Genomic DNA, 17,676 nt, shown 5'->3' with positions numbered 1-17,676 from the left:
GCTTAGATTAGAAATTATAGGTTAATCCGGCAAATACTTGCTGACGATCCAGATAATAATCATTTGAAGCATTTGACAGTTTTTTATCAAATAAATTATTTAACCCGGCCCGAACAGTGACTTGGTCATTCACCTCATAATTTGCAGACAGATTAAATACGGTATGTGGCTTTTGCATCACCACTGTATCTTCAGCACTTGCCGTATATTGATCACCAGTATATTGCGCTGCAAGTTCCAAGGACAGTGGATCAGTGGGTGTCCAGTTGAGTGCACTATAAACTGACAACTCTGGAATCGTTGAGAGATTTTTGCCTGTTACTAAATTTTTTGACTCAAAATAATAAGTAGCATTAGTTTCCCAGCTCAAACTATCTAAAAGTGGTAAGACCACACTTGCTTCCAAGCCTCGTACACGCGCTTTTTCAGCATTTTGATATTGTGTCCACCACACACCATTAATTTCTCCTAAAGCACGATATTCGATTTTATTTTTAAAATCTGTGTGGAAATAGGTTAAACCGAGATCAAAGTCATTTTGAGCAAAATTAAATCCAATTTCATAATTAGTACTTTCTTCAGGCTGCAAGTCTGCATTACCAGCCATATAACATCCGCCCGATACATAGCCCAAAGGCTTAAGTGATGTACATCCATTCCCCCCTGAACGAGTCGCGGCACCTGCAGTATTCTCTTTTAATGAAGGTGCTCTAAAGCCCTGAGCAACACCACCTTTGACAGTCAATACTTCATTTGGCTGCAGCACCAGATAAGCACGGGGACTATTATGTGTGCCAAATTTATCGTGATGATCGAAACGGTTCCCCAGTGTTAAATGTACTTGATCATTAAAAATAATTTTATCTTCAATAAACAGCGCCCAAGTATCTCCTTCTAGCTCTGAACCATATTCATTTCCGTCATAACTTGGAATAGACAGCCCAATATTACGTGTATTGATCAACTCTTCTGATTTCCACTGGCCTCCCACTGTAGCGATATGCTCAACACCTAACTGAAACGGAATATTGAGATTACCCTCTACAATGCTTTCCTTGGATTTTTGTGTGGTCGGCCCCGTCTCTGTTATCTGACTTTGATCATAATCATTATAGTAAGCAGTAATTTTTGAATCACCAAAAGCCCACTTGGCATCATGTGACAAAGAAATTGAACGATGTTCTAACTCTGACGGACCCCAGGATAATACGGCCTGTTCTTGGCCATCCACCACCTGTGATGTGGTAGACGGGTTGTCTTGCTGCAACCCATAGCCCAGTTCTAAAGACAGGCTATGAATATCATTCGGCGTATAATCAAATTTTAAATTCGCATTTTGATCACGGCTACCCGATTGTCCTGTTGCCTTACTTCCCGCCATTCCAGGAATATTACGATCAGAAATTTGATAGCCTTGATCCGCTTCCTGTTCAGTGATCCCGACTGTGGCACGCATGCCGAGCGTATCGGTTAAAGGGCCATATCCGACGAGTCCTGATTGGATCGTTCGGCCCAAATCAGAAGATGTAGTCGGCACGGTATGGTTTAAGGTAAAAGACCCTCCCCATTCTGAAGGGATTTTTTTGGTAATGATATTGATCACTCCACCCATCGCATCAGAACCATATAAAGAAGACATTGGCCCACGTACGACCTCAATGCGTTCAATCATTTCTGGTCTAACCCAGTTTAGATCTTGATGACCCAAGTTTGCACGATAGTTGGTATCTCTGGATGAACCTACACGTTTTCCATCAATTAAGATAAGTGTGTAATTTTCAGGCATGCCACGTAATTGAATTTTTGAGCCAGTACCATTTGAACTCAGCCCCCCTGTTACACCAGGTACACGTTTTAAAATATCTGCCAGGCTTGAAACAGGTTGTTTTTGAATTTCTTCGGCAGTAATGACACTAATTGAAGCTGGCGCAGATTTAACATCCACTGCCTGCCCACTCGCAGTCACTACAATCGTTTGTAACTTGGTCGTCTCAGACTGCACTACGCCTTTTTTTTCTTCAGTAACTTGGTCTTGCGCTTGCACTGAAACAGTCATTGCTGTGAATACAGCAAATGCTAAAGTCTTTTTTAAGAATGGCTTATTCATACCTTGTGCGCCCCAATATTTATGAAGAGATCATGTTTATTCGGTTGCGAAGTGTAACAGCTTTTCAATTGAATGCAATTACTATTGATAATTATTATCATTAACATTCACTTGTTTTTAATCCAGAAATAAAAAAACCTCGAAATTTCGAGGTTTTTAAAATGCGATAAATAAACTGTTATATAGAACAGCTTATTTCATATACGCACCTTCAGACTGACTATGATCCGTTTCATCAACGACATGCATTAACTCTGGTACATGTTGTTTTAATGTGGTTTCAACACCTTGTTTCAAAGTGATATCAATCGCTGAACAGCCCTGGCAACCACCACCAAATTTAAGTACAGCGGTTAAACCTTTTTCAGGGTCTTCTTTAACTTCAACCAGTGCACAGTTACCGCCATGACCTGCCAGGCCCGGGTTAATTTCAGACTGCAATACATAGGTAATACGCTCTTCTACCGATGCATCTGGACCTACGCGTGGCACTTTGGAGTTCGGTGCACGGAAAGTCAACTGACCACCAAAACGGTCTTTGTTGTAATCAATCACGGCATCAAGTAAATATGGAATAGATGGCGAGTCGATAAAAGCAGGGAAATCAGGATATTCCTGCTTATAATCTGTCGGTACAACTTCATCAGGTGCACTATAGGCCATGCAACATTCAGCGCGAGGAGTACCCGGATGCTCTACAAAAACACGCACACCAATACCCGGGGTGTTCTGTTTATCCAGTAGATCCTTTAAATACTCTTGTGCTGTTGGTGTAATCAATAAGTTGGGAATTTCACCAACAACTGGAGTGCTGCTGTTCTCAGTCGACATAACAATAATTTCCTCAAGCTCAAGCGGCCATTTTAACTGAAGATGCGGGGTAATTTTTAAAAATCAACTAAAATTGTCGGATTTATTATAAAAGTACAACTTTAGCTCAATTTTAATGGCATGATAATTGGCAAATAGGCACCATTAGAATCATTTATATGCTTGATTTACCTTTTAATCATACCGTGACCATTATTCTGATCACCTGTATTGTGTCATTTATTGCTTTCTCCAAAGAGACAGTGATGAACCGGCTGATTTTCTGGCCACCGGCACTGCAACGTGGACAATATGACCGCTTTATTACGCATGGCTTTATCCATGCGGATGGTACACATCTCTTGTTCAACATGATTACTCTGTTCTTTTTTGGCAGCGTGATTGAAAGCTTTTATCGTCAATATCTGTATGACCTGGGTTTTATCCTGTTTTACCTCGGTGGTCTGATCGCAGCCATTCTGCCCAGTTACCTCAAGCATAAAAATGATGCGCGCTGGGCCAGTCTCGGCGCTTCCGGTGCAGTGTCGGCTGTGCTGTTTGCCTATATCCTGTTTGAACCTTGGAAATTAATTTTTGTGTTCTTCATTCCGGTTCCTGCCATTATTTTTGCTGTGCTGTATGTAGCTTATAGCATCTGGTCAGGCAAAAAAGGCAATAGCAACATTAATCACAGCGCGCATTTATGGGGAGCGGCTTACGGGGTGGTCATGACGATTATTCTGGAGCCACGCCTGATTCCGCATTTCCTGAATAAACTGATGCAGGTTCCGTTTTAATCAGGTTTTTTAAATATTGAAGGAATAAAGCTACATATGAGTTAAGCCTCATATTTCTGCTGAAAATGGATAAGAGAGCTACTGCTCTCTTATTCGTTTGAAACATCTCGTAATATATTAGAAAGTGATGATGTCACTTAATGCCAATCTTGGACTGAATTTTGCAGCGATAATGTATACATCTGTATATTAATTACTGTCATTCTCGAGATATTTTGCATGTCCATTACACCAGACGGTCTTCAATTTCCTCTTCAGTCTCCGCAACAAAAACCAAGTAGCTCTAAAGCAGGGCGCGCAATCATCGCGGCAGCGCTAGCCAATGTCGATTCACGCAGTTCTCAACAGGCACAATCAGAAAAAAACTGGCGCAAACACTACACAGTACATTTTAAGCAACTGGTCGAACAGGGACTGAGCTCTCCTGAAGCCAGCTTGAAAATTGCTGAAGATGGATTGGCAAAGGCCCATCAGACTTTTGAATTTTACCGTGATGGTCAAAAGTATGTATTGCAAGATGCCTTAACTCTGCCCGCAGGTCAGTTGCATACCTTCAAGCTGACAGGTAATAGCAAATCGGCACCAGAATGGTATGTGCCTTACCACGGTCAAAAGCTGCAAGGTGATGCCTTATTGGAGCAGATTGAGCGCTGGGAAAGCCAAGGCATTGTGGAAACCAGCCATGCCAATGCCCTGCGTGAATGTGTGGTGCATCCTGAATGGTTTGATCTTTCCGATCGGACCACGGTGCTGTTTGGTGCAGCATCTGAAGCCGGTCCTCTGACCTGGCTGGCGAAATGGAAAGTCAATATTGTAGCGATTGATCTGCCGAATACCCGTGTATGGGGCAAGATTGTTGATACCATCAACCAAGGCAATGCCACGCTGTATGCGCCATGTACTGAAGACCTGCCTGCTGATACTTCACTTGATATTTTAAAAGAAAAACTGGGGGCGAATTTGCTGACCCAGATTCCTGAAATTGCCAAATGGTTATTACAGTTCGAGCAGGATCTGGATCTGGCTGCAATTGCCTATCTGGATGGTGAAAAGCATGTTCGGGTCTCCATGGCCATGGATGCCATCATGCACTATGTTAGTCAGCAAAAAGCCAATACCAGTCTGATGTACATGTGTACGCCGACCGATGTTTATGCGGTTCCGAGTGAAGTGATCGAAGCCTCTAAAGTAAAATATACTGAACGCTCTAAGGTACAGACGATCCTTTCTAAAGGGGTTTCAGCTTTAAGCCGCAAACACTTTTTCCAGAAAAATGCGCATGAACTGATTCAGTCTGGTGATCAGGCATATGGTATCTGTGACTGCCTGGTGGTTGAACAGGGCCCGAACTATGCGCTGGCAAAACGTATCCAGCAATGGCGCGCCACCTTGGCTCGCGCTCAAGGTCAGCGGGTCAGTATCAATATTGCCCCTTCGACTACGACCTATTCTGTGACCAAGAATCCGTTATTAAAAGCCGCATTCAACGGTGCCAGCCTGTTTGATGTTGAAGCTTTCGCGCCTGAAACCACCAATGCGATTATGGCGGCACTATGGATTCATGACCTTCACAATCCAGAATCAGTGGCCAATCCTGAAGTAAAACTCAACCATCCGCTTGAATTGATGATGCATGGCGCGAATCATGGTGGTTTGTGGCGAGTGGCCTATCTGGCACGTACCGCACTACCTTTTGCTGCACTATATGGTTTTGCGACAGAGAAGTTGCCAAAAGGATTATTGAGTAAGTTGAAGAAGTAATTTTTTTATTATCTTCATCCAATTTTTCCATAAGAAAGGTAATCGTTATTTTTAAAGTTTTCCCCTCGTTGCGTAGCAGTGCTGCTCATCCCTAAAGCAGAGAGAACTTTAATTGAAAATGGGCGTTCCCTCTCCTTCTAGGAGAGGGTTAGGGAGAGGTTAATTTAGGCTTTCAATCATTCAAATTCTTATGAATGTGCTTTGGGCAGATTTAAGTTGATCTATTTTATAGCTTCTTTTTTTCTTTACTTTTGAAAGATCAAAAGTAACAAAAATCTTTTGTTAAGCTGATGATATGTCCCTATATCACAGCCTAACGGCGACATCCCTGTCGCCTTAATCGTAATTTAGATTCCTCTTTTACATCCTTAATTTTTCTTCCACCCATAAAAAAAGCTGCTCTAGAGCAGCTTTTTTTATGTCTAAATAACTTAGAACACTTTTAACAGTACCCAGTACAAACCGCCTGACAGACAGATCGTTGCTGGCAAGGTAAAGACCCAGGCAGACAGAATGGTTTTCACCATCTGGAAGTTCAGACCTGACTTGTTCGCCACCATGGTACCTGCTACTGCAGAGTTCAATACATGGGTAGTGGATACCGGCATACCGAAGCCATCCGCTGCAGCAATCGTCGACATCGCAACCAGTTCGGCAGACATACCCTGACCATAAGTCATATGCTGTTTACCAATACGCTCACCAACCGTCACGACAATACGCTTCCAGCCGACCATCGTACCCAGACCAAGTGCCAAGGCTGTCGCCACTTTCACCCAGGTCGGGATGTATTGCAGGAATGAATCCAGATTGTCACGGTATTCATCTACTGTTTTTTCCTGTGCAGCACTCATTGTTGGTAAAGCTTCTGCTTTATCCAGACGTTTAAATGCTGTGGTGCTCAGGTACATGTCGTTGCGAAATTCAGACACTTGAGCTTCAGGAACATCCTTAATACTGGTATAGCTACCAACTTTTTCACCCAGATGATCCGTCAAACTTGCCAAGGCAGGCACGACTTCAGGGGTAATTTCCTTGGTCTGAATGTATTTGGTGATCACATCACGGGCTTGCTCATCCGGAATATCCTGATGATTTGGATAGATCACATCCGCTGTTTGTGCAGATAACTGACCAAAAGACTGAATATGTTGTGCATCCAGACTCTTGTTCAGCGAGTACGCCAAAGGCACACAACCGATCAGAATCAACATGATCAGCCCCATACCTTTTTGACCGTCATTTGAACCATGGGCAAAGCTCACCCCAGTACAGGTAAAGATCAGCATGGCACGAATCAATGGTGGCGGTGGCTTGTTACCTTCAGGTGGCTGGAACAGTTCCAGTTGGCGCTTGAAGATTTTTTTCACCAGCACGAACACAATCGCAGCAAATACAAAACCGATTAAAGGCGAAAATAACAGCGCCTTACCGACTTTCATCACCTGCTCCATGTCTATACCTGAAGCGCCAGTACTGGCATTCAAAATGTAGTTCATGATGCCCACACCCAGAATCGAACCGATCAGGGTATGAGAACTGGATGCCGGAATACCGAGGAACCAAGTTCCCAGATTCCAGAGAATTGCTGCGATCAGCATGGCGAAGACCATGGCAAAGCCTGCTCCGGAGCCGACATTCATAATCAGCTCGACCGGCAATAACGCAATAATGCCGTAAGCGACCGCACCACTGGCGACCATAACCCCAAGGAAATTACAGAAGCCGGCCCACATCACTGCGACGGGAGCTGAAAGTGCATTGGTATAAATGACCGTGGCAACTGCATTGGCGGTATCGTGGAAGCCATTGACGAATTCAAAGCTCAACGCAATAAAAAGTGCCGTCGCTAACAAAATAACTGAATACAAGCCCAAGGCCGGTACATGCGCTAAATCTGCAGACAACTGGAAGCCGATATAAATCAGCGTAGTGATAATAAGAGTCAGGAACACCGGCATAAAGAATTTCGGTGTTGGCACATGAACATTGGTCGACTTTTGGGAAGCCGACCCGTGTGCTGAATCTATGGGAGTTTGATTAGGATTCATGCAAGCAGGAATAGAGGATTCAAGAATCCCCATATTGTTCAGTTAAATTGTGACAATTATATGACAAACTGCTGTCATATGAAGCAATTATTTGGATTTTCTTGCTGCTATTCGTCCTGTTTAATTCCGACTAAAACACTAGATTTTAATTTTATAAATCATTTGCTTAAGATAAGATTCCAGCTTATTTAAGCTTAGCAACCGCACATATTTTGCTACCAAAACGATTCATGCCCTACCTGTCATCAAGCAGAGCAAAAGTTTCATTTGCACAGCATAAGCCATCAATATGACAATTTCATGAATGAAAGCATCAGCTTAATTTTCTGATCCTGTTTCTTGTCTGTAAGGCATCGAATCAGATTCGAGATTGCATTATTTTCTGATCCGCATGTTAAAACTTGTTGTTTTGCTAGATGACTTATCAAATTTTCATATCATGCTTATCCATCATTCTGAGCAATCTCAGCAGAAATCAGCCAACTAATCTGCTAAGATTAGCGTCGTTTTTTTTGATTTCTGCTGAGAAAGTTTGAATGTCTACACTTACCACTTTAAAAGAACTTCTTGCCAAAAGAATTTTAATTATCGATGGTGCGATGGGTACCATGATCCAGCGCCATAAACTGGAAGAAGCCGATTATCGTGGTGAGCGTTTTGCTGACTGGGCCTATGATCTCAAAGGCAATAATGATTTGCTGGTGCTGACTCAACCACAAATCATTCAAGGCATTCATGAAGCTTACTTGGAAGCTGGCGCCGATATTATTGAAACCAATACCTTTAACGGTACCCGTGTTTCAATGTCGGATTACCACATGGAAGATCTGGTTCCTGAAATTAACCGTGAAGCAGCGCGTCTGGCCAAAGAAGCCTGTGCCAAATATTCAACGCCTGAAAAACCACGCTTTGTAGCCGGTGTGATCGGACCAACATCACGTACCACCTCTATTTCTCCAAACGTAAATGACCCGGCGTTCCGTAACATCACTTTTGATGCACTCAAAGTTGACTATATTGAATCGACCAAGGCCTTGATCGAAGGTGGTGCAGACATCATCCTGATCGAAACTGTGTTCGATACTTTAAATGCCAAAGCTGCCATCTTTGCAGTAAAAGAAGTCTTTAAAGAATTAGGCTATGAACTGCCAATCATGATTTCAGGTACGATCACGGATGCATCAGGTCGTACATTGACTGGTCAAACTGCAGAAGCCTTCTGGAACTCAATGCGTCATGCAGAGCCGTTATCTATCGGCTTTAACTGTGCACTTGGCGCAGATGCGATGCGTCCACACGTTAAAACCGTGTCTGATGTTGCCGATACCTTTGTTTCAGCGCATCCAAACGCTGGTTTGCCAAATGCCTTCGGTGGATATGATGAAACGCCGGAAGAAACTGCAGCATTTATTAAAGAATTTGCTGAAAGTGGCTTAATTAATATTACCGGTGGTTGCTGTGGCACTACGCCGGATCATATCCGCGCGATTGCAAATGCTGTTGCAGGCATTACCCCTCGCCAAATTCCTGAAATTGAACCGGCTTGTCGTTTAAGTGGTTTAGAGCCATTTAACATCACCAAAGATTCACTGTTTGTGAACGTCGGTGAACGTACCAACGTCACCGGTTCGAAAAAATTCCTGCGTCTGATTCGTGAAGAAAACTTCGCCGAAGCACTTGATGTTGCCCGTCAACAGGTTGAAGCCGGTGCGCAGATCATCGACATCAACATGGATGAAGGCATGCTCGATTCGCAAGGTGCGATGGTGCATTTCCTGAATCTGATTGCTTCTGAGCCAGATATTTCACGTGTGCCCATCATGCTGGATTCTTCTAAATGGGAGATTATTGAAGCGGGCCTGAAATGTGTGCAAGGTAAAGCTGTGGTGAACTCGATTTCCCTGAAAGAAGGTCATGACGAGTTTGTCGAACGTGCCCGCCTCTGCCGTCAATATGGTGCTGCGGTGATCGTGATGGCATTTGATGAAGATGGTCAGGCCGATACAGCTGCGCGCAAAAAAGAAATCTGCAAACGTTCATATGATGTTCTTGTGAATGAAGTGGGCTTCCCCTCTGAAGATATTATCTTTGACCCGAACGTCTTTGCGATTGCGACCGGTATTGAAGAACACAACAACTATGGCGTGGACTTTATTGAAGCGACTGGCTGGATTAAACAGAACCTGCCAAATGCGATGATTTCTGGTGGTGTGTCGAACGTATCGTTCTCGTTCCGTGGTAACGAACCGGTACGTGAAGCGATTCACTCGGTGTTCCTGTACCATGCCATTCAGCAAGGCATGACCATGGGTATTGTGAATGCCGGTCAGATGGCGATTTACGATGACATCGATAAAGAATTGAAAGAAGCGGTTGAAGATGTTGTTTTAAACCAGAACCAGGGTGAAAGCGGTCAGGAAGCAACCGAAAAACTGCTTGCTGTTGCTGAAAAATACCGTGGTCAAAGTGGTACGCAAAAAGCCGAAGAAAACCTTGAATGGCGTAATGAATCTGTTGAAAAACGGCTTGAATATGCATTGGTAAAAGGCATCACCACTTATATCGACCAGGATACTGAAGAAGCGCGTTTAAATTCTACACGACCACTGGATGTGATTGAAGGTCCATTGATGGCGGGTATGAACGTGGTCGGCGACCTGTTCGGTGCCGGTAAAATGTTCTTGCCACAAGTAGTCAAATCAGCACGTGTGATGAAACAGGCTGTGGCGTGGTTGAACCCGTTCATTGAAGCCGAGAAAACCCAAGCTGAGGCCAAAGGTAAAATCCTGCTGGCTACGGTGAAAGGCGATGTACACGATATCGGCAAAAATATCGTGGGTGTGGTATTAGGCTGTAATGGTTATGACATCGTGGATCTGGGCGTGATGGTGCCATGCGAGAAGATTCTGCAAACTGCGATTGATGAAAAAGTTGATATCATCGGTTTGTCTGGTCTAATCACGCCGTCATTGGATGAAATGGTGTTTGTTGCCAAAGAAATGCAGCGCAAAGGCTTTAATATTCCGTTAATGATTGGTGGTGCGACGACTTCTAAAGCGCATACCGCAGTGAAAATCTCACCGCAATATCATAATGATGGCGTGCTTTATACCGCGGATGCTTCACGTGCCGTGGGTGTAGCCACGCAGTTGCTCTCTCCTGAGATGAAACCTAAGCTTTTGACTGACTATGCAGCGGATTATGAAAAAATTCGTACCCGTCTTGCCAACAAGCAACCGAAAGCGGCGAAATTGTCTTATCAAGAGTCAGTCGAAAACGGCTTCAAGATCGATTTCGACAAGAATGCACCGGTTAAACCAAACTTCATTGGATCTGAAACTTTCACAAATTATCCGCTTGAAGCTTTGGTGGAATATTTTGACTGGACACCGTTCTTTATTTCATGGAGCCTGGCGGGTAAATTCCCGAAAATCCTTGAAGATGAAGTGGTGGGTGAAGCAGCGCGTGACTTGTATGAACAAGCTCAAGCCATGCTGAAAGACATCATCGAGAATAAACGTTTCGATGCGCGTGCGACGTTTAGTATTTATCCTGCAAACCGTGTAGCAGCAGATACAGTTGCTGTTGTGGATGAAACAGGCAATGTAACTCACAGTTTCGAACACTTACGTCAGCAGTCTGACAAAGTCACAGGTAAAGCCAATTACTCTTTAGCTGACTTTATTGCACCAAAAGATGTAGCTCAGGATTACTTGGGCGGCTTTACAGTTTCGATCTTTGGTGTGGAAGAACTTTCGCAAGAATACAAAGCCAAAGGCGATGACTATAACGCGATTATGGTTCAGGCCTTGGGTGACCGTTTTGCTGAAGCTTTTGCTGAGCACTTGCATCAACGTATTCGTAAAGAGTTCTGGGGCTACCAGGCAGATGAACAGCTTTCAAATGATGATTTGATCAAAGAGAAATATGTCGGCATTCGTCCTGCACCGGGCTACCCTGCTTGTCCGGAGCATTCTGAAAAAGCGCCATTGTTTGACTGGTTAGGTACAACCGATAAGATTGGTACGTACTTAACAACAAGTTTTGCGATGTGGCCACCTTCATCAGTCAGTGGTTTCTATTATGCAAACCCTGAAACTGAATATTTTAACGTGGGTAAAATCTCTGGCGACCAGTTGGAAGATTATGCGAAGCGTAAAGGTTGGACGTTAGATGAAGCGAAACGTTGGTTAGCACCGAATTTGGATGATTCTGTGGTGTAATCCCCCTCGATCCCCCTTTTCCAAAGGGGGAAGAATCCATTCGTATCGAATAAAAAATCCCCCTCAATCGAGGGGATTTTTGTTTTTAATCTTTTAATCCCCCTAAATCCTGAGCCATATATGTCGCTAGGTTAAAGAGGGACTTCCACGTATCAAATTATTTACGTGACAACTCCTCCCTTTTTAAAGGGAGATTGGGAGGGATTAATTGATATAAATAAAACAATTACTTAAAATGAATAAATACTAAAAATTGAACATTAAATAATGGCTATCATAAAAATTCTAGATTCAGGAAGTTTAGAGTCAATATGTAAAATTCTCGGTGAAACGAATGATGGACTTTCTGGAACTGAGATAGGCAAATATCTAGCAGAATGTCATATCCCTGACCTTCAACCGAATATCACCAAATGGAAACGTCTATACGAAGCTTTAAATAGCAAACAACACAATGACCGTTGCTCAAATCATATTTTAGCTTTTATAAAGCACGTTATGCGCCCATCGAGACACATAAATAGGAAGGAGTGGTTTGAATATATAAGAAATGATTTAAATTTTGCTTTATCTTTCGAAGGTTTTGAATTAACAGAAAGTGGAGAAATCAAGTACGCTGAAAAAGTTCAAACTTTCAGTGAGGCTGAAGCACGAGCAAAAAATTTAAGAAAATCATTATTAGATAGAAAAATTCATCCTGATGTACTTACTTTCTGCAAAGCAGAATTACTTGTAGATAACTATTTTCATGCAGTATTTGAAGCTACTAAAAGTATTGCTGAGAAAATCAGACTTAAAACGAATCTAACTTCTGATGGAGCTGAATTAGTTGATCAAGCTTTTTCGTATAAAAATAAAGTGCCTTATTTAGCCTTAAATAATTTAACCACACCGAGCTATCAGAGTGAACAGAATGGTTTTATGCATTTACTCAAAGGCATATTTGGAACATTTAGAAATACTACAGCCCATGCTCCCAAAATTACATGGAGTATAGATGAACAAGATGCCTTAGATATATTATCAACAGTATCTTTAATTTATAGAAAATTAGACAAAGTAATTGAAGCTAAAAAAATGTATGAAGGGCAAATATAATCCCTCCTAACCTCCCTTTTGAAAAGGGAGGAACAGCACGAATCCAAAACCATCATAAAATTCGCATGAAGTCCCTCTTTCTCAAAGAGAGATTTAGGGAGATTCTTGTTGAATAAATTGATAAATCACTTCTACCACATTATCCAACTGTTCGATCACCTGCCCGTTATCAAACCTAAGCACTTTCAATCCGAGTTGAGCCAAGGCTTCATCTCGGACCCGATCCGCTTCTAAGCCTTCATTTGTAAAGTGTTGACTGCCATCGCACTCAATCACCAAATTCACAGCAGGACAGTAAAAATTCACGATGTAATTTAAAATTGGCTTTTGCCGATAGAACTGCAAACCTCATATTTACTTTACAAAATCCCTCACCCCGACCCTCTCCCAATGGGAGAGGGAGCATTCATTACTATTTAAATGCTGACATAAATTTATGAATAGACATTCCCTCTCCTTTTAGGACATGAGCAGCACTGCTGCGCAAGGGAGAGGTAAAATTTAACAACCAATAAAAAATCTGAAACTGCCCCTTTTCTAACCGCTCACCCCAAAATCATCTGTTTTTTTACACTTTTCAGTCTGCAAATTTCAAACATTTCCATAATAATAAGACTTTAGACATCTCCCAGAATACGTGAAGGCCCTCCTCCATGAAAAAACTCCTCAACAACCCTGAAAACCTGGTTGTCGAAATGTGCAAAGGCTTTGTACTAGCACACCCTGAACTGAGCTTTAACGAATCTTATAAAATCATCTCAAGAAAAGAAAAACACAACAATGTTGCACTGATCAGTGGCGGTGGTAGCGGTCACGAACCAGCACATGCAGGCTTTGTTGGTGCAGGCATGTTAGATGCTGCCGTATGTGGCGATGTCTTTGCCTCACCTTCGCAAATTCAGGTCTATAAAGCACTCCAACACGTCGCAACAGACAAAGGCGTGCTCATGATCATTAAAAACTATTCTGGCGATATGATGAATTTCCAGAATGGTGCAGCTTTAGCTATAGAAGATGGCATTAAAGTCGATTATGTAAAAGTAGCAGATGATATTGCAGTCAAGGACAGCCTCTACACGGTCGGCCGTCGTGGCGTGGCGGGTACTGTATTTGTACATAAAATTGCAGGTGCAGCAGCGTCAAAAGGTTTAGAGCTTGCGGAAGTCAAAGTTGTGGCTCAAAAAGCAGCGGATAACGTGATTAGTCTTGGTTTCGCCTATAGCTCGTGTACCGTTCCTGCCAAAGGCACACCCACCTTCACCTTGGCGAATGATGAAATGGAATACGGCGTCGGCATCCACGGCGAACCCGGCATTCGTCGTGAAAAAATCCTGCCATCCAAGGAGCTGGCACAACGTATTGTCGATGACCTATTCCTCGATCGTCCTGACATGCAAGAAGTTGCTGTTCTAGTGAACGGCTTTGGTTCAACACCAATGCAAGAGCTGTATGTCTTTAATAACGATGTGTGCGAACATTTGGCGCGCAAAGGCATCAAGATTTACCGTACATTTGTTGGCAACTACATGACCAGTATCGACATGAATGGTGCATCGGTCTCATTACTTGCTGTGGATGATGAACTGAAAACCTATCTGGATGCGGAAGCCAATACCCCTGCCTTAAAGCTTGATGGCTCACCTGCACTACCATTTGAATTTGCAGCACAAGATGCAGCAGCAAAACAAACCGCCAATACCGAAGTTGAAACCCAAGCAGAACATGCTGAAATTCAGAACGAGCAATTCACGATTGAAAACATGCGTTATGTGGTCGATGTGATGGCGGCCTGCATCATCAAAAACGAAGTGCCATTCTGCGAGCTGGATGCCCATGCAGGTGACGGCGATTTTGGTATGAGCGTCGCCAAAGGCTTTAAACAACTGAAACGCGAATGGCAAAGCCTGATTCAAGCGCAGCACATGGATGAATTCCTGCTGAATAGTTCCATGATTATTATGGAACATTGTGGCGGTGCGTCAGGGCCAATTTGGGGTTCTGCTTTCCGTTCAGCCAGCAAAGCCATTCAGGGGAAACAAACCCTAAGCGTGGCAGATTTTGCCGAGATGCTGCAAGCTGCGGTTAAAGGTATTCAAGTGACTGGTGAGCGTTCATTTGGTCGTGGTGCTGTGGTCGGTGACAAAACCCTGATTGATGCACTTGTACCTTGCGCAGACTCTTGGTCAGCCAATACCGACAAGACGTTTAAAGAAAACTTTGTCTTGGGTGCAGAGGCTGCGGTAAAAGGTGCAGAATCTACCAAAGACATCGTAGCGCGTATGGGCCGTGCCGGTACAGTCGGTGATCGTAGCTTAGGTTATCCAGATGCTGGTGCACATGGCTTAGGCGTGATCTTTACGGACATTGCCGAGCATATTAAATAAACTTTTCAAGATTTGAAAAGAGCCTCGACACTGTTCGGGGCTTTTTTATATTTCATTTCTTCTACTGAGTAAGTTTAAAAGCACAAATAATGAAAGGCATACTCATCCCTATAAGTATGGCTTAACTAAACTTCTCTAAATAGCGCTCTAACTCTTCTGTCACCACTACCCGCTTATTGCCTTTCACCTGTTCCTCACCCAATACGCCTTCTGAGTCAATGACCACCACTTTGTGCCCATTCGCTTGTAAACGTTTGACACCTTCAAATAACATGCGTGCACCCACATCATGAATCAAAGTCAAATTGGTCAGGTCTATGACTATACGTGTTTGAGCGTCTGGCTCATCCTGCAAAATTCGCAGCAACATTTCGGATTCTGTAAATTGCAATACACCGCGCAGCTCATACACGACAATGTCATTGTTCTTACCTACAGTATAACGACTTTGCAAAATGGTCTGTGCCGATGGCGTCCCTTCCATCAGATGCAAGCCCATGTCACGTGACAAACGCTCAAAAATATCTACCCCACGTACACTATGCCCATGCTCATCAATTTTAGGAGAAAAAACCACAATTCCCACCTGCCCAGGCAATACCCCGATAATTCCGCCCGATACACCACTTTTGGCAGGAATGCCCACCGTCGTCAGCCAGTCACCCGCCGCATCATACATGCCACAGGTCATCATCACGCTGAGCACTTGGCGCACCACATCACGCTCTAGCAGCTGTTTGCCCGTTTTGGCCTGAACACCGCCATTGGCGAGCACACTACAGATATTTGCCAGATCTTTGACCGTCACTTTAATCGCACATTGCTTGATGTATCCATTGACGATTTCCACAGGATCCGAATCAAGCACACCTACAGTACGCAGCATATAGCCAATCGATAGGTTCCGGAATGCAGTTTTGACTTCCGACTTATATACCTGCTTGTCGAATTCCAGTTGACGGCCTGCCAGCTCACTTAAAAAACGGCGCAAGCATTCCGCACGTGAAATGCCTTTTTGTACCGGAATCAAAGAATGCGTGGTGATCGCACCCGAGTTAATCATTGGATTTTTCGGAAGATTGGTTTCTTTATCCAGTGAAATCTGATTAAAAGCCTCTCCTGAAGGTTCAACGCCGACCTTTTCCAGTACTGCTGGAATTCCCAAATGCTGTAATGCCAAGGCATAGGCAAAAGGCTTGGACATCGACTGCATGGTAAATTCGGTTTCATCATCTCCCGTGGAATAAATCGTGCCATCCACCGTAGTCAGCGCCAAAGCGAACTTGTTTGGATCTACCGCTGCCAGTTCAGGGATATAATCAGCCAAAGCGCCCTGATCATTATCATGACAGACCGTTAATACATGCTGGAGATAATCGGGCACCGGGGTTTTCATCGAATGAGCTTATTCCAATTCACTATTATTTTTAATTAACATACCGGCTTTTGGCTTAAGTACCAGAGTGAAAAGGTAATTTTCTGCATATCAATGTTATCGGCTGCATTCCCTGTACGGGCAATCCTCCAGAAATGAATGGCATTTTTAAGTTTTGTTATTTTTATTGATGTTTTAAGAGACATAAAAAAGGGCGCTCCTGCCCTTTTTTACTCTGGGTGATTTATTTTACCTTGGTCTTGCGAATCATTTTGTACAGCACCTTGGGTGAAATACGCGAAACCAGCACGCCAAGTTTTTCTTTCTTGCCACCAATCACAATATATTCTTCGCCACACTGCAAGGCTTGTACGCTTTGACGGGCAAAATCCTCTGCTGACAACCCATTTTCAATCGCTTCATCCTGCTTAGCTTGCGGTTTGCCTTCCCCATTTAAAGCATTAAACGACACATTGGTTTGAACAAAGCCAGGGAAAATCACCGAGACTTGAACGCCCCGATCAGCAACTTCAGCACGCAAACTATTGGCCCACATATGAATCGCTGCTTTGGCTGCGGAATAGGATGCGCGATACTGCGTGCCCAGCAAACCTGCCACACTGGAAATAAATACAATACGACCAGATTTTTGTTTCAGAAACGTCGGCAATACCATTTTGGTGAGAAACACCTGCGAGAAATAATCGACTTCCATAATGGCGCGTTCAGTCTGCATGGTGGTGTCCCGAATCAGGGCGCGCTGACTCAGACCGGCATTATTAATCAGCCAGTCAATCCGGCCTTTTTGTTGCAAAACCTGTTCATAAGCATGACGAACCTGACTTTCATCCGTAATATCAGCCGTAATAGAAATATGCTGATCCGGATGAGCAAGGCTGTGGCGAACATTTTCCAGTTCTTCATGCCGGCGTGCAGTCAGTACCACTTGTGCCCCAAGTGCAGCGCATTGCTGTGCAATCGCCTTGCCAATCCCTGAAGATGCGCCGGTAATCCAGACCACTTTTCCATTTAAGTCTTCAACTTTCGCCATGAAATCCTCTTTCCCTTGT

The 17,676-nt window shown here is 43.5% G+C and carries 10 protein-coding genes and 1 pseudogene; 5 read left to right on the top strand and 6 right to left on the bottom strand.

Annotated features, from left to right (window positions below; translation table 11 throughout):
• Window positions 1-7: 7 nt before the first annotated feature.
• Both FTV42_RS04390 and nfuA read right to left on the bottom strand, forming a co-directional pair.
• Window positions 8-2,107, bottom strand: coding sequence for a TonB-dependent receptor domain-containing protein (locus FTV42_RS04390; protein WP_180037656.1), 2,100 nt, complete (start codon window positions 2,105-2,107; stop codon window positions 8-10).
• A 192-nt stretch (window positions 2,108-2,299) separates the two neighbouring features.
• On the bottom strand, window positions 2,300-2,938 hold the full coding sequence (gene nfuA / locus FTV42_RS04385; protein WP_004279400.1) for a Fe-S biogenesis protein NfuA: 639 nt from the start codon (window positions 2,936-2,938) through the stop codon (window positions 2,300-2,302).
• A gap of 158 nt (window positions 2,939-3,096) precedes the next feature.
• Between nfuA and FTV42_RS04380 the strand changes: the two genes are divergently transcribed.
• Together FTV42_RS04380 and FTV42_RS04375 are read left to right on the top strand one after the other, a co-directional pair.
• Entirely contained in the window at window positions 3,097-3,714 is a 618-nt protein-coding gene (locus tag FTV42_RS04380; protein WP_004279399.1) for a rhomboid family intramembrane serine protease, read from the top strand.
• Window positions 3,715-3,933: 219 nt separating this feature from the next.
• Window positions 3,934-5,475 carry a hypothetical protein gene (locus FTV42_RS04375; RefSeq protein WP_180037654.1) on the top strand — a complete coding sequence of 514 codons (1,542 nt, stop codon included), beginning with the start codon at window positions 3,934-3,936 and terminating at the stop codon, window positions 5,473-5,475.
• Window positions 5,476-5,906: 431 nt separating this feature from the next.
• Here the strand turns inward: FTV42_RS04375 and FTV42_RS04370 are convergent, their stop codons facing one another.
• A complete protein-coding gene (locus FTV42_RS04370; RefSeq protein ID WP_180037652.1) occupies window positions 5,907-7,526 on the bottom strand; it encodes an inorganic phosphate transporter in 1,620 nt (539 codons plus the stop codon).
• Window positions 7,527-8,062: 536 nt separating this feature from the next.
• Here FTV42_RS04370 and metH point away from each other — a divergent pair.
• On the top strand, window positions 8,063-11,749 hold the full coding sequence (metH, locus tag FTV42_RS04365) for a methionine synthase (RefSeq protein ID WP_180037650.1): 3,687 nt from the start codon (window positions 8,063-8,065) through the stop codon (window positions 11,747-11,749).
• 267 nt (window positions 11,750-12,016) lie between these two features.
• Window positions 12,017-12,847: a TIGR02391 family protein gene (locus FTV42_RS04360; protein ID WP_180037648.1), complete on the top strand. Its 831-nt coding sequence runs from the start codon at window positions 12,017-12,019 to the stop codon at window positions 12,845-12,847.
• 93 nt (window positions 12,848-12,940) lie between these two features.
• On the opposite strand, the pseudogene FTV42_RS04355 reads toward FTV42_RS04360, so the two are convergent.
• Window positions 12,941-13,195 (bottom strand): annotated as a pseudogene (locus FTV42_RS04355) (endonuclease domain-containing protein); the annotation flags it as partial.
• 305 nt (window positions 13,196-13,500) lie between these two features.
• Here FTV42_RS04355 and dhaK point away from each other — a divergent pair.
• Entirely contained in the window at window positions 13,501-15,231 is a 1,731-nt protein-coding gene (gene dhaK, locus FTV42_RS04350; RefSeq protein WP_044112856.1) for a dihydroxyacetone kinase subunit DhaK, read from the top strand.
• A gap of 121 nt (window positions 15,232-15,352) precedes the next feature.
• On the opposite strand, the gene FTV42_RS04345 is transcribed toward dhaK, so the two are convergent.
• Window positions 15,353-16,627 carry a glutaminase gene (locus FTV42_RS04345; RefSeq protein WP_044112855.1) on the bottom strand — a complete coding sequence of 425 codons (1,275 nt, stop codon included), beginning with the start codon at window positions 16,625-16,627 and terminating at the stop codon, window positions 15,353-15,355.
• Window positions 16,628-16,850: 223 nt separating this feature from the next.
• Window positions 16,851-17,657, bottom strand: coding sequence for an SDR family oxidoreductase (locus FTV42_RS04340; RefSeq protein ID WP_044112854.1), 807 nt, complete (start codon window positions 17,655-17,657; stop codon window positions 16,851-16,853).
• Between the last annotated feature and the right edge of the window lie 19 nt (window positions 17,658-17,676).

The organism is Acinetobacter sp. YH16052, assembly GCF_013417155.1.
GTDB lineage: Bacteria > Pseudomonadota > Gammaproteobacteria > Pseudomonadales > Moraxellaceae > Acinetobacter.
This window is presented reverse-complemented; position numbering and strand designations above follow the sequence as displayed.

Bases quoted from the DNA above. Each gene is read 5' to 3' on its own strand.
- FTV42_RS04390 (WP_180037656.1), bottom strand. From the start codon at position 2,107: ATGAATAAGCCATTCTTAAAAAAGACTTTAGCATTTGCTGTATTCACA.
- nfuA (WP_004279400.1), bottom strand. From the start codon at position 2,938: ATGTCGACTGAGAACAGCAGCACTCCAGTTGTTGGTGAAATTCCCAAC.
- FTV42_RS04380 (WP_004279399.1), top strand. From the start codon at position 3,097: ATGCTTGATTTACCTTTTAATCATACCGTGACCATTATTCTGATCACC.
- FTV42_RS04375 (WP_180037654.1), top strand. From the start codon at position 3,934: ATGTCCATTACACCAGACGGTCTTCAATTTCCTCTTCAGTCTCCGCAA.
- FTV42_RS04370 (WP_180037652.1), bottom strand. From the start codon at position 7,526: ATGAATCCTAATCAAACTCCCATAGATTCAGCACACGGGTCGGCTTCC.
- metH (WP_180037650.1), top strand. From the start codon at position 8,063: ATGTCTACACTTACCACTTTAAAAGAACTTCTTGCCAAAAGAATTTTA.
- FTV42_RS04360 (WP_180037648.1), top strand. From the start codon at position 12,017: ATGGCTATCATAAAAATTCTAGATTCAGGAAGTTTAGAGTCAATATGT.
- dhaK (WP_044112856.1), top strand. From the start codon at position 13,501: ATGAAAAAACTCCTCAACAACCCTGAAAACCTGGTTGTCGAAATGTGC.
- FTV42_RS04345 (WP_044112855.1), bottom strand. From the start codon at position 16,627: ATGAAAACCCCGGTGCCCGATTATCTCCAGCATGTATTAACGGTCTGT.
- FTV42_RS04340 (WP_044112854.1), bottom strand. From the start codon at position 17,657: ATGGCGAAAGTTGAAGACTTAAATGGAAAAGTGGTCTGGATTACCGGC.